Annotated in this window: 12 protein-coding genes; 5 read left to right on the top strand and 7 right to left on the bottom strand. The window is 70.1% G+C overall.

Annotated features, from left to right (window positions below; all coding sequences use genetic code 11):
- Positions 1–5 precede the first annotated feature (5 nt).
- Positions 6–830, bottom strand: coding sequence for a hypothetical protein (locus TA3x_RS25895; RefSeq protein WP_435017564.1), 825 nt, complete (start codon positions 828–830; stop codon positions 6–8).
- A gap of 16 nt (positions 831–846) precedes the next feature.
- Complete coding sequence (locus TA3x_RS25890) at positions 847–2,112, bottom strand: hypothetical protein (protein ID WP_435017563.1); 1,266 nt, start codon at positions 2,110–2,112, stop codon at positions 847–849.
- Between the two features lie 146 nt (positions 2,113–2,258).
- Between TA3x_RS25890 and TA3x_RS25885 the strand changes: the two genes are divergently transcribed.
- The gene (locus tag TA3x_RS25885; RefSeq protein WP_435017562.1) at positions 2,259–3,959 is read left to right on the top strand and encodes an ArnT family glycosyltransferase; all 1,701 of its coding nucleotides are present in this window, start codon (positions 2,259–2,261) and stop codon (positions 3,957–3,959) included.
- Here the strand turns inward: TA3x_RS25885 and TA3x_RS25880 are convergent.
- The 3 genes from TA3x_RS25880 to TA3x_RS25870 are packed head-to-tail and all read right to left on the bottom strand — an operon-like array spanning position 3,918 to position 6,900.
- On the bottom strand, positions 3,918–5,084 hold the full coding sequence (locus TA3x_RS25880; RefSeq protein WP_435017561.1) for a glycosyltransferase family 4 protein: 1,167 nt from the start codon (positions 5,082–5,084) through the stop codon (positions 3,918–3,920). The two genes, TA3x_RS25885 and TA3x_RS25880, sit on opposite strands and share 42 nt — an antisense overlap.
- Before the next feature lie 34 nt (positions 5,085–5,118).
- A complete protein-coding gene (gene truA, locus TA3x_RS25875; protein ID WP_435017560.1) occupies positions 5,119–5,868 on the bottom strand; it encodes a tRNA pseudouridine(38-40) synthase TruA in 750 nt (249 codons plus the stop codon).
- Between the two features lie 15 nt (positions 5,869–5,883).
- Positions 5,884–6,900, bottom strand: coding sequence for an aspartate-semialdehyde dehydrogenase (locus TA3x_RS25870; RefSeq protein WP_435017559.1), 1,017 nt, complete (start codon positions 6,898–6,900; stop codon positions 5,884–5,886).
- Positions 6,901–7,213: 313 nt separating this feature from the next.
- On the opposite strand from TA3x_RS25870, the gene TA3x_RS25865 reads away from it, so the two are divergent.
- Positions 7,214–8,821: a ThuA domain-containing protein gene (locus TA3x_RS25865; RefSeq protein ID WP_435017558.1), complete on the top strand. Its 1,608-nt coding sequence runs from the start codon at positions 7,214–7,216 to the stop codon at positions 8,819–8,821.
- A gap of 102 nt (positions 8,822–8,923) precedes the next feature.
- Positions 8,924–9,139, top strand: coding sequence for a hypothetical protein (locus tag TA3x_RS25860; RefSeq protein WP_435017557.1), 216 nt, complete (start codon positions 8,924–8,926; stop codon positions 9,137–9,139).
- Between the two features lie 88 nt (positions 9,140–9,227).
- Here the strand turns inward: TA3x_RS25860 and TA3x_RS25855 are convergent, their stop codons facing one another.
- Positions 9,228–9,908 (bottom strand): 3-keto-disaccharide hydrolase, encoded by a 681-nt coding sequence (locus TA3x_RS25855; protein WP_435017556.1) that lies wholly within the window; start codon positions 9,906–9,908, stop codon positions 9,228–9,230.
- A 379-nt stretch (positions 9,909–10,287) separates the two neighbouring features.
- Between TA3x_RS25855 and TA3x_RS25850 the strand changes: the two genes are divergently transcribed.
- A complete protein-coding gene (locus TA3x_RS25850; protein WP_435017555.1) occupies positions 10,288–10,998 on the top strand; it encodes a hypothetical protein in 711 nt (236 codons plus the stop codon).
- Positions 10,999–11,050: 52 nt separating this feature from the next.
- Here TA3x_RS25850 and TA3x_RS25845 read toward each other — a convergent pair whose 3' ends face one another.
- Entirely contained in the window at positions 11,051–12,112 is a 1,062-nt protein-coding gene (locus TA3x_RS25845; RefSeq protein WP_435017554.1) for a N(4)-(beta-N-acetylglucosaminyl)-L-asparaginase, read from the bottom strand.
- A 335-nt stretch (positions 12,113–12,447) separates the two neighbouring features.
- Here TA3x_RS25845 and TA3x_RS25840 point away from each other — a divergent pair, with 335 nt between their 5' ends.
- Complete coding sequence (locus TA3x_RS25840) at positions 12,448–12,975, top strand: PEP-CTERM sorting domain-containing protein (protein ID WP_435017553.1); 528 nt, start codon at positions 12,448–12,450, stop codon at positions 12,973–12,975.
- Positions 12,976–13,045: the final 70 nt, after the last annotated feature.

Genomic DNA, 13,045 nt, shown 5'->3' with positions numbered 1-13,045 from the left:
TTAGCTTATTTTGGCAATATGGCCTTGGCGTATCGATCGTACCTGAGGAGCGGAGCCTCATTGCGGAGTGTGTCGATCCGCGATATGGCCTCGCGTTCGCGATCGGTCAGGGCGGGGACCAGTCGATAGGTCCGGCGGAATCGCCGGGGCGGCCCCGCCAGGCGATACAGGTAGCTCAGCTCGGTCGGGCGGAGGCGGCGGTCGCGGGCCAGAGTCGAGATGGCGTCGAGTTCCGGGAACGGGGGCAGGTCGGACGGGACGCGGAAGTAGCCGAGGTCGGCGACCGTGTCCAGGCAGAGGGCGAAGAACGCCAGTCGCGTGGGGTCGGCGTCGGGCTCGCCCGTGGCGTCCACCTCCACCGTTGGGTTGATCAGGCGGATCCGGGCCGAGCCGGCCGCCCCCTCGACCCGGAATCGCGGATCGATCAGGTCGCGGGTCATCCGGGCCAGTTCGGCATTCGACCGGCCCCCCATCCCCTCCCTCTTCTCGACCGTGGCGGAGAGGGCGGCCTTGAGCCTGGCCTTGGACTCGGCCAGCTGGCCGAAGGAGATCACCGCGCGGATGCGGCGGCCGAATTCGACCAGCTCCACGCTCGACCGCTGGGGGTCGATCACGATGACCTCATCGTTGCCCTCGGTGAAGAGGTAGGCCCGGCCCGCCCGGGTGACGACCTGGGAGGTCGTGACCGGCCTGGTGCCGAGCGCGAATTCGCCCACCTCGACCTTGAAGTCCACCGGATTGGCCCAGGGCGCGGCGGGCCCGGGATCCGCCCCCGCCAACATCAGGACGCTCGCGAGGCCGCCGACGATGCCCCAGATCCGACCCATCATGCCCCACTCCCCGCACTCAGGCCCAACGTTTGTCGGGATTGTACGGGATGACCCGGGGGCCGTTCGATGGCCCATCGCCCGAAATCCCCCGGCGAAGCCCGGCCGCCTGCTCGTCCGCCTCCGCGTCGGTCAGGGCGTCCTCGCCGGCCGACCCGGCCAGCCAGCGGCGATCGACCAGGCTGACCAGGGTCTCCCGGCCCAGTCCCCAGGACCGGACCAGCGCCGCCGTGTCGTCGACGTGCCCCCGGGCCGCGGGCTTCCCGCCCGCGCCGACTAGGTGGGCCACGCCGAAAGTGAGCGGGCTCGCCTTCAGGATCGCGACCAGCTCGCCGGCCTCCGGGCCCGGCGGGGGCGTGCCTTCGAGCTGATTGGCGAGCGGATTCCCTGAGGCCAGGCCGAGGGTCACCCTCGTCAGGCCGGACTGGGCGTAAGATTTCCAAACCTCGGGATCCAGGAGAGGGGGGACGACTTGTTCGAGGAAGGCGTGGATCTCCAGCCCGGGGATGTGGGCGAACGCGTCCCGGGCGGTGGCCAGGGCGTCGCACACCGCGTCGGGGGGGAGGTGGAACAGGTCGGTGCCGGCCAGGAAGATCGCCTTGCCCTGGGCGGAGCGGCGGCCGACGAGGTCGCGGACGGTGCGGGCGTGGTCGGCGAACTCGGCCGGGGAGCGGACGTAGCGGGGCCAGGGGGCCGCGACCCCGAAGGCGTGACCGGGCACATGCCCGAGCGTCTTCTGGAGCACGACGGGGTTGGGGAGGTCCGGCGGGAGGAAGGGCAGGGGGCCATAGGTGGCCGCGTAGCGCTCCCGGTGGGCGAACCAGGCGGCGGCATCCCAGTCCGCGACACGCCCCAGCAATTCGACGAGGTCCGCGGCGCCGATGGGCTCGGCCGGGGCCGGGGGATCGATCGGCACGAGCCGGCCGGAGTCGATGCCGGCCGAAAGCTCGATCGCCTCGTCGCGAATGGCGGCGTCCAGGTCGGATGATTCGGTGTAGGTGAGATTCTGGCGGCGAAGGGCGAGCTTCCCGTCGACTCGCGGACGTTCGACCGACCGCGTCACCCCGTCCAGCCCCTTGAGATAGTGGACTCCGTCGCGGAAGGCCCGCTGCCATCGGCCTTCCAGGTCGAAGTGGCAGATCGGGGCGTCATCCCAGTAGATGGAGAACCCCTCGGGACGGAGGCCGACGAAGATCAGCTCCCCCGAAGGGCCGCGGAGGCCGATCCGACGGGGATAGGCCCGCCCCGACTGGAGAAGGCAGGCGGCCTCGGTGATCTGGGACATGATCGAGAATCCTTGCGGCGGGCGGGCATGTGGAGGTTCGGAGTGATCGACCTGACCCGAAATGGTCGAAAACATTATAGTCCGTCCGACCCGGGTCGCGACGGTGCCGCGATGTCGCGACCGATCCCGAGAGTCGGAGACCCTCCGTGACCCCCCGAGATTCGACCGTCGACGCCCCGGCCGGGATGGCCTGGCGTCGCCTGGCGTGCGAGGCGGCCCTGGTGGCCGGCCTGGCCTTGACGCTCAACCTGGTCGGCAACGGCCGGGTCGGGCTCTGGGACCGCGACGAGCCCCGCTATGCCACCTGCACCCGCGAGATGCGCGAGCGGGGCGACTGGATCTACCCGACGTTCAACGACCAGCCCCGGTTCCACAAGCCGGTCCTGATCTACTGGCTGATGCGGGCCGGCTACGCCGTGGGCGGGGACAACCCGTTCGGCGCCCGGCTGGTGTCCTCGATCGCCGGGGCGATGACCTGCGTGGTCGTCCTGGGCCTGGGCCGGTCGATGGTCGGCCCGCGGGCCGGTCTGCTCGCCGCGCTGGCCCTGGCCACGGCGCCGATCATGATCGCGGAGTCGAAGCTGGCCACCACCGACGCCACGCTGGCCCTGTTCCTGGTCTCGGCCCAGGCCTGCCTGTGGGGCCTCTCGCGGGCCGACCGGCCGGGCCTGGCGGCCGGGTTCTGGGCGCTGATGGCGGGAGCGACCCTGCTGAAGGGGCCTGTGGGCCCGGCGCTGGTGTCGGCCTCGGGTCTGATGTCGTGGTGGTGGGGCGGCCCGACGGCCTGCTGGAGGCGCCTCCGGTGGAAACGCGGCCTCCTCGGCTTCCTGGTCCTGACCCTCCCATGGTTCGTCGCGGTCGGCCTGGCGTCGCGCGGCGAGTTCTTCCGGTTCGCGATCGGCTCGCAGATCGTCCAGAGGGTGACGACCGGGATGGAGCAGCACGGGGCGTTCCCGGGTTATTACCCGCTGGTCACGCTGCCCACGTTCTACCCCTGGTCGGCCTTCCTGCCGGTGGCCGCCTATGCGGCCTGGACCCGGCGCCGGAACGCGCCCGAGGCCGGGTTCCTGCTGGGCTGGATCGTTGGGCCGTTGATTGTGCTGGAATGCTGCAAGACCAAGCTGATCCATTACTTCCTCCCCTCGATCCCCGCCTGTGCCCTGCTCGTGGCGTGGATCCTGGTGGAAGCCTCCCGGCGGAACCTGGCCATCGACGCCTACCGATTCGGGCGGGCGGGCATCAAGCTGCTGGGCGCGATGGGGATCGGCGCCACCGCGGCGTTCCTGGTCGGGCCGTTCTTCCTCCCCTCGGAGATGCGCTGGCCCTGCCTGGCGATCGCCCTGACCCTGGGCGTTGGCACCTATGCCGCCCGGATGATGCTGGCCCGGGGGGAGACGACGGCGGCGACGCACGGCCTGGTGGCGACCTGGGCCCTGACGATGGGGATGGTGGGCGGGTGGCTGATCCCGTCCGCCGAGCCGTTCCGCCTGTCGCGGGTGGTCGGCGAGAAACTCGGGACGCTGTCGGCGCAGACCGGGGTCCGGCCGGCGATCATGACGTTTCAGGAGCCCGGGATCATCTATGCCCTGGGCCGCCCGGCCGCCGACATCGAGAGCCCCGAAGACCTCCGCGAGCAGGTCCGGCGCGACGGGGCGGTCCTGCTGCCGCTGCTCCCCGACGAGGTGGCCGAACTCCGCAAGGACCCGGCCCTCGACATCGAGGTGGCCGAGCAGCTCGTCGGCTTCAACGCCAACAAGGGGAAGACCCAGGCCCTGGAGTTCTCGATCATCCGGGCCCGAAAGGTGTCAGCCGTCGCCGCGGCCCCCGAGCAGTCGCTGGTAAAGTGAACGCAACTGGTCGGTCATCGTCTCGTGGCGGAACTGGTCGGCGAATCGACTCCGCCCCTCCCGGCCCATCGCGGCCCGGAGGTCGGGGTCGGCGGCCAGGCGGAGGACCGCCGCGGCCAGCCCGTCCAGGTCTCGGGGCGGGAGCAGGACCCCGGTCTCGGGCAGGACGACCTCGCGGGCCCCGTCCACGTCGTAGCTGATGACCGGCCGGCCGACCAGCAGGGCCTGGGGCAGCACCCGGGCCAGCCCTTCCCGCAGGCTGGGGTGGACCACGCCATCGACGGCCCCGAGCAATTCGGGGATGCGGTCGGGCGGCACCAGCCCGGTGAACAGGACGGCGTGCCCCACGCCCAGCCGCTCGGCGTCCTGCCGGAGCCGGTCCCGCAAGATCCCGTCGCCGATGAACACGAACCGGACGTCCGAATTCGCCGCCAGGATCCTGGGGGCGACCGCCAGGATGTCGTCGTGCCCCTTGCGCTCGAACAGGCGGGCGACGGTGCCGAAGGCGACCTCGTGGTCCTGGAGGCCGAGTTCGCGGCGGACCTCGTCGCGGCCCCGGGGGGGGTGGAGGAACGCCTCCACGTCCATCCCGCTGTAGACGGTGGAATACTGCTCGGGCCGGCCCACCCCGGCCGCCAGCGCCTGCTCGACCATGGCGTCGCACACGCCGACGATCGCGTGGCATCGCCTCGCCGCCCAACGCTCCAGGGCGATGTAGAGCCGGTTCTTCGCGGCGGTCTCCGACGGGCCGAACGGGAGGCCGTGGATCGTGTGGACCACGGCCGGCACCCGCTCGTCCCAGGCGGCGGCGCGGCCGACGATGCCGGCCTTCGAGCTGTGGGTGTGGACCACCTCGGGCCGGAGCCTCCGGATCGACGCCCGGAGGGCGCGATAGGCCCGATAGTCGGTCGCCGGCCGGATGGCGCGGACGAGTTCCGGCATCACCTCGACCTTCAGCCCGCGCTCGGAGGCGCGGGCGAACAGGTCCCCCTCGGGCCCCTCGGCCGGGCCGGTGATCAGGGTCACGTCGTCGCCGTGGCGGTGGTGGAGGCCGTCCACCGTGAGCAGGGTGTTTTCCTGGGCCCCGCCCAGGATCAGGCGGGTGATGACGTGGACGATGCGCATCGACGGTCCGGTCCGGGAAGTTCGGGGAGGGCCATCAGGGGTCGCCGGGGTACCGCACCCGGACCATGAACAGGCCCTGGGGCGGGGCGGTCGGCCCGGCCTCCTGGCGATCCTCGGCGGCCAGGGCCTGCGCCACGCGTTCGGGCTTCCACAACCCCTTGCCGACCAGGATCAGGGTGCCGGCGATGGTCCGCACCATGTTGTAGAGGAAGCCGTCGGCCTCGACGTCGACCCAGACGAAGTGGGCCATCCGGCAGACCTTGAGGTGGTAGATCGTCCGGACGGAGCTGGTGCGGTTGGGCCAGTTGGTCTCGAAGCTGTGGAAGTCGTGCCGGCCCAGCAGCCCCTCCGCGCCCCGGTTCATCGCGTCGATGTCGAGCGTCTGGTAGACGTGGTGGCTGTACCGGAGCTGGAACGGGTCGGCGGCCGGGCCGTTGTCGATCACGTAGCGGTAGAGCTTGGATCGGGCGTCGAGCGTCGAGTGGAACGACTGGGGCATGTCCCACGCCCCCTTGACGCGGACGTCGGGCGGCAGGGTCGCGTTGAGGGCCTTGACAAAGACGTCGGGCCGGTGGCGCGAGGTCGTGTAGAAGTGGACGACCTGGCCCAGCGCATGGACCCCGGCGTCGGTCCGGCCGCTGGCGTTGGTGACCGGGATGATCCCATCGGACAGCGGCGCGATGGCTTCTTCGAGGACCTGCTGCACGGTCCGGCGGTCGGGCTGGCGCTGCCAGCCCGAGAAGTCGGTGCCGTCGTAGCTGATCAGGAGCTTGAGGTTACGCACGGAAAGGTCGCGGGGTCACGCCCCCACCGGGTGCAGCTTGACCAGTTCCTCGGCGATCTGCACCGCGTTGAGCGCGGCCCCCTTGCGGAGGTTGTCCGACACGCACCAGAACAGGAGGGCGTTGGGGTTGTGGAGGTCCTGGCGGATCCGGCCGACGAAGACGTCGTCGCGGTTCCGGGCCGAGGCGGGCAGGGGATACGACAGCGTGGCCGGGTCGTCGACGATGGTCAGCCCCGGGCAGTTGCGCCAGATCTCGTGGGCCTGCTCGGGGGTGACCGGCCGCTCGGTCTCGACCAGGATCGACTCGCTGTGGCTGTACAGGACCGGCACCCGCACGCAGGTCGGGCAGACGTCGATGGCGTCATCCCCCATGATCTTGCGGGTCTCGTGCACCATCTTCATCTCTTCCTTGGTGTACCCGTTGGGCAGGAAGTCGTCGATGTGGGGCACGCAGTTGAAGGCGATCGGGTGGGCGAACTTCGACGGCTTGGGGATCTCGCGGCCGGCGACCTGGGCCTCGGTCTGCTCCCACAGCTCGTTCATGCCGGTCTGCCCGGCGCCCGACACCGACTGGTAGGTGCTGACGATCACCCGGCGGATCTTCGCGGCGTCGTGCAAAGGCTTGAGGGCGACGACCATCTGGATCGTCGAGCAGTTGGGGTTGGCGATGATCCCCTTGTGGCGGGCCACGGCCTCCGGGTTGACCTCGGGCACGACCAGCGGGACCTCGGGGTCCATCCGGAAGGCGCTCGAATTGTCGACCACCACGGCCCCGGCGCGGGCCGCGATCGGCGAGTACTGCCGCGAGATCGACGCCGGCGTGCTCGACAGGACGATGTCGACCCCGTCGAAGGAGTGGTTGCCCAGCGCCTCGATCGTGTATGGCTCGCCCATGAAATCGATCGTCTTGCCGGCGCTCCGGGCCGAGGCGAGGAATTTGATCGAGCCGATCGGGAAGTTCCGCTCCACGAGCAAGCGGGTCATGACCTCACCGACCGCACCACTGGCCCCGACGACGGCGACGCTCTTCACGGCTCGGACCTTTCCGCCCCAACCGGGGGCGTCGTGCATGGAGGAAACGGAGGATCCCCAGGGAGAGGATGAGGACACGAGCCGCTCGCTTCGGGTTCGGGCCCGCCCGTCAGCCACCAGCATACAAGATCATCGGCGGCAGGTCCAAGCCGGGTGCGGCGCGTTGTCGGGGGCACCCGATTGAGATCGAGACGTTTTCCGCGCAGAGTGGTGATCGCCATCCCCGGGCCGTGCGAGGGCCCGCGACGCCCGCCGGCCGGATTCCCCGCCGGGCCTGGCCTCCCACCCGACACCTTCCGCGAGGGCGCATCCCGTGCGAACGCATCCGAGTTTCCTCCGTCACGCGATCCCGGCCCTGGCCCTCGTCGTTGCGGGGCTGGCGGCCCTCGACCCGAGTCCGGCGGCGTCGGCCGAGGAGGCCGCCGCCCCGCTGGCGCTGGAACTCCGGTCCCAGGCGGAGATCGGGCCCGGGGTCGGCCGCTACCGATCCGAGGTCACGCCCGCCTCTTGGGATCCGAAGAAGACGGCCGTCGTGGTCTGCGACATGTGGGACAGCCACTGGAGCAAGAACGCCACCGGGCGGGTGGCGGAGATGGCCCCCCGGATGAATGACCTCCTCACGGCGCTCCGCGCCCGGGGGGCGTTGATCATCCATTGCCCCAGCGAGACGATGGACTTCTACAAGGACACCCCGCAGAGGGCGCGGGCCCAGGCCGCCCCGGCCGCCGAGCCGAAGGTCCCGCTCCGGGGCTGGATCAAGCTCGACCCGGCCCACGAGCCCCCCCTGCCGATCGACGACACCGACGGAGGCGACGACTCGCCCACCCCCGGCAATCCGGTCAAGGTCTTCACCCGCCAGATCGACACCCTGCGGATCGCCCCCGAGGACGCCATCACCGACGGGGTGGAGGCCTACAACCTGATCCGCCAGCGCGGGGCGGAGAACGTCCTGGTCATGGGCGTGCACCTCAACATGTGCGTCCTGGGCCGCCCGTTCGCCATCCGCCAACTCGTCCGCCAGGGGCTCAACGTCGTCCTGGTCCGCGACCTGACCGACACCATGTACAACCCGGCGAAGGCCCCTTTCGTCTCGCACTTCACCGGCACCGACCTGATGGTCGACCACGTCGAGCGGCACTGGTGCCCGACCATCTCCAGCGACCAGATCCTGGGCGGATCTCCGTTCCGGTTCGCGGCCGACCGCCGGCCGACCCTGGCGATCATCGCGGCCGAGGACGAGTACCAGTCGGAGCGGACCCTGCCCGAGTTCGCCCTCAAGCAACTCGGCAAGGACTATCGCGTCGTCACCGTGTTCGCCGACCCCCGCGACCACGACAACCTGCCCGGCCTGATCCCGGCGCTGGACGGGGCCGACGTCGCCCTGTTCTGCATCCGCCGCAAGGGGCTGCCCGCCGACCAGCTGGCGGCCGTCCGCCGGTTCGTCGCGAGCGGCAAGGGGGTGGTCGGCGTCCGCACCGCGCCCCACTCGTTCGCCCCGTTCCCCAAGAAGCCGCTCCCGGCCAACCGCGAGTTCTGGCCCGAGTTCGACCGCGAGGTGCTGGGTTGCTTCTATGCCAACCACCACAAGCCGCACGAGACCGTGGTCCGGATCATCCCCGAGGCGGCGGGAAACCCCGTCCTGGCCGGGATCGCCGACGAGCCGGTGAAGCTGCCTTCCACGCTCTACAAGGTCCTGCCGCTCGCCGCGGGGGCCAAGCCCCTGCTGATGGGCACCACGCCGGGGGCCCCGCCCGAGCCGGTCTCCTGGACCTGGATCCGCCCCGACGGCGGCCGGACCTTCGTGACCACCCTGGGCCACCCCGACGAGTTCGACAACCCGATGTTCGTCCGGCTCCTCCGCAACGGCATCGACTGGGCCGCGAAGCTCCCCGCCACGGCGGCGGCGACGGCGGCGAAGTGATCGATGAGGATGGATGCGTGGGATCGCGGTATGCCGATTGCGATGGTGTCATCCCGTCGTCGCGGGCCACCCGAACGAACTCTTTCGATAAGGACCTCTCCCATGTCGAATTTCAGTGACAAGGTCAAGGACGGGATCGAGAACGCCAAGGATGGGCTGGCCAACGCCGCCGAGAAGGCCAAGGACGGCGTCGGCCACGCCGCCGAGAAGGCCAAGGACGCGACCGACGCCGCCGCCCAGAAGGCTTCCGATGCCGCCAAGGCCACCGGCGACAAGGTCAAGGAAGTCGGCCAGGACATCAAGGATTCGGGCAGGTAAGCCGCGACCATCCGCGCCAATGACGAAGGGCCCGGCGAGATCGATCTCGCCGGGCCCTCGCCGTTTCGAATCGTCAGGGATCGTCGTCTCACTTCGCGAGCGGCTTGACCCAGAGGTTGCGGAACTGGACCGGGTTGCCGTGGTCCTGAAGCATGATCGGCCCGTCCTGCCCTTCCTTGACGTCGTTGACGCCGCCGGGGGTGGGGGAGATCTCCTTATCGTCGATGATCGTCAGCCCGTTCTGCACGACGGTCAGCCGGGCCTTCTTGACGACCTTGTCCCCCTCCCGCTTCGCGGCGTGGAAGGTGATGTCGTAGGTCTGCCACTGGAGCGGGGGCTTGCAGGCGTTGACCGCCGGGACGATCTGCTGGTAGATGCCGCCGCACTCGTTGTTCTTGGGCTCCAGGCCGTAGGAGTCGAGCACCTGGAGTTCGTAGATCCCCTGGAGGTAGACGCCGCTGTTGCCGCGGGCCTGCCCGGTCTTGTCGGGCATGTAGGGGATGTTGAACTCGACGTGGACCTGCATGTCGCCGAAGGTGTCCTTCGAGCGGATGCTCCCCTTGCCGACCGTGGCGATGCCGTCTTCGACCGGCCACTCGGCCGTGGTCTTGCCGTCGAGCTTGTTCCAGGCGGCGATCGAGTCGCCGAAGAGCACCTTCGCCCCCTCGGGCGGCTTCGCGCCCAGGGTCTTGTCCGACGGCTTGTCCTGGGCCGAGGTCATCGCGGGGAGGCCCAGCGCCACGCCCAGCGCGAGGGAGAGGAATCGCATGTCCGGCAAGCTCCGTGAGGTCGCGAATCGTGGCGAGTCCCGCCCGCGTCGACCGCCGACGCCGGCCCGGCCCCGCCCGTCCGCACGAGTTTAACCCGGGCCCAGCCCCCGCGAAACCCACGCCCCGGCCCCCGGTGCCGCGGCGGCCGTGGCGGGAACAGGTCGGCAAGTCATGATGAATCCAGGAGTGATGGTATCAGAGATTCCAAGTCATTCGTGGGATTGATGGGTGGGGCCGATCGGGGTCCATCGCCGCGGCCTTCTCGCGGATCGGGTCATGTTCGCCTTCACGGACGTGTTATGTTTCGCTAAGAAGGGCCCGAACGATGAGTGTTCTGCTCTCATCCGCGGTCATCCCCTGGTGGAGGTTAGCAATCCGATGGCGGTCAAGAAGAGCAAGGTGAGCGTCGAGACGACCCCGAAGTCGTCGCCCAAGGACGCCGCGACGAAGAAGACTCCGGCCAAGTCCTCCGCCGCGCCCGCCGCCTCGGGCGCCGCAACCCCGACCACCAAGACCGAGCCGGCGACGGCCGCAGCCTCGGCCCCGGCCAAGCCCAAGCCGAAGACCAAGAAGACCGTCGCCGCCGCCCCCGCCGCCGCCCCCGAGCCCGTCCCGGCCCCGGTTGCCGCCAAGGCCCCGGCCGCCGCCAAGGCGAAGGCGAAGGGCAAGACGGCCGCCGCCCCGGCCGAGGCCCCGACCCTGGCCCCGGCCCCGGCCGCCAAGGGCAAGAAGGCCGCCCCGGCCGTGGCGGTCGTGACGGCCTCCAAGGCCGAGACGCCCAAGCCGTCGGCGACCCCCAAGAAGGTCGCCCCGGTCGCCGCGAAGCCGGCCGCCCCGGCGGTCGCCAAGAAGGCCCCGGCCGCGGTCAGGCTGACCGGGCGCCAGGTCGAGTTCCTCAAGCAGATCCAGGACGCCAAGGACCCGGGCTATCTGCTGGGCAAGAAGGCCGAGCAGAAGACGATCGACGCCCTGCTCGATCGCAAGCTGATCAAGAAGGGGTCCAAGGACAAGACCAGCGGCCACTACCGCTACATGGTCTCCAAGGCCGGCGAGAAGCACCTCTCCACGCTGCCGCCCGCCAACGCCTGAACGATCCGAGCACCGGCCCCGCGCGATCAGTCCGCCCGGGGCCGGTTCGCGTTCAGCCTTCGGGCGGCTTCTCGTCGTAGAGCGAGGCGCAGTCGACCAGGCGGGCGGAATCGCCGTCGTGCACGGCCATCTTCGCCCCGGCCCACAGGCTGGCGCCGGCGAACCGGCCATCCTTGGACACGCAGTAGAACTTCACGTCGAAGTTCGGCCGCCCCTTGCCGTCGCGGAGCCGGGGGTCGCGGGTGGTCGCGGCGACCCGCTTGCACACCTCGATCAGCGCGTCCTTGGGGTCCAGGCCCCGCCGCAGGCCGTCCACGGCCGCGAAGCTCGACAGGTTCAGGAGGTTGGCCTCGCCCCTGCCGGTCGAGCCGGCCGACCCGAAGTCGTTGTCGAGGTAGAGCCCCGCGCCCAGGATCGGCGAGTCGCCGACCCGGCCGGGGATCTTGTAGAACAGCCCCGACGTGGTGGTCACGCACCCCAGGTCGCCGTGGGTGTCCAGCGCCGAGCAGTGGATCGTGCCGTGCTTGCGGATGCCGAAGAACTCCCGGACGACGGGGTCCAGCTCGTCGTCGGGGGGCGGGATCCGGTCGTCGTCCTTGCCGTTGGTCTCCTTCCAGTGGAGCCAGATCTTCCGCGCGTCCTCGGTGAGCAGGTTCTCCTCGGGGAAGCCGTGCATCCGGGCGAACCGCAGGGCCCCCTCGCCCACCAGCAGGCAGTGGTCGGTGCGCTTCATGACCAGCCGGGCCACGGCGGCCGGGTGCATGATGTTGCGGATCGAGGCGACGGCGCCCCCGCCGTGGGTCGGCCCGTGCATGACCGCCGCGTCCAGCTCGACGATCCCGTCCTCGTTGGGGATCCCGCCGTAGCCGACCGTGCGATCCGCCGGGTCGGCCTCGACGATGGCCACCCCGGCCACGGCGGCGTCGAGCGGGTCGGCCCCGGCGCGGAGCATCTCCATCGCCTTCTCGACGGTCCGCAGGCCGTTGGCGCTGGAGACGACCACCGGGCGGCGGGCGCCGACCGGGCGGGGCGGGGCGGCCCCCAGCATCGCCGAGGCGCCCAGGCCGGCGGCTCCCGCGGCCAGGAAGGCGCGGCGGTTCAAGGTCTCGGTCATCGCGTTGATCCCTCGCTCATGGTGTCGTTCGGGGCGCCGTCCCGGCTGTCCGGCCCCCCAACGATAACGCGAAGCCCGGCCGATCACCACGCCCCGGGCCCGGCGGATCCGTCGGGCCCGGCGGGCCTCAGGACCCCGTTCGGATCAACAGATCCCCATCGACGCAACAACTTCCCGACTTGAACGAATCCGTGTTGCGAAAAAAGAACTCACACCGGATGGACAAAATTCGTAATCCGAGCTAGAACGGCGTCACAGCGACGTCGTAGCTCATGTAAGATGTTTTGTCAAAGGCCGGCTGGGCCCGGCCCTTAATCGATTTGAGATCGAGGAATATGGCACAATTATCCATCGCCCAGCAGATCCGCAACTCTTCCCCGACGGCGTCAGGCCAGGGTTACAAAGTTTACAATTTGAACGTCCAGGGCTCGCCCCACGACGTCATCAAATATAACTACTCGGTGCTGACGAAGATGATCCGGCAGGCGGAGCGGTACGCCAGCAAGAATGGCGGCGACCTGCCGAATACCACCTTCTGGAACCTCACCACGTCGATCTTCCGCCAGGATAAGGGGCTGTTCCGCGAGCTCCACCAGTGCCGGGACCTGCTCAAGCTCCTGAAGCGGAACGAGATCTACGACCGCAACAACCCGGTCAAGCCGGTGCTGCCGCTCGCGCCGCAGATCATCGGGCCGCCGGAGACCTCCACGAATCCCTCGCTCGGCCCACCCGCGACGGCCGTCGACCCGGCCGCCGTCCCCGAGCCGGCCTCGGCCCTGCTGCTCGGCATGGGCGTCATCTTCACGGTGGTGGCCAACCGCCGCCGCCTCGCCGGCCGGAAGGCCGCCAAGGCGACCCTCTAAGCACCGATCGCGACGAAACATGGACGATCCCGCCCGAAACGGCCCGGTTCAACACCGGGCCGTTTCGCAT

Source organism: Tundrisphaera macrotermitis (assembly GCF_051175315.1).
Lineage (GTDB): Bacteria > Planctomycetota > Planctomycetia > Isosphaerales > Isosphaeraceae > Tundrisphaera.
The sequence above is the reverse complement of the archived record's forward strand: the minus strand, read 5'-3'. Positions and strand labels throughout refer to the sequence as shown.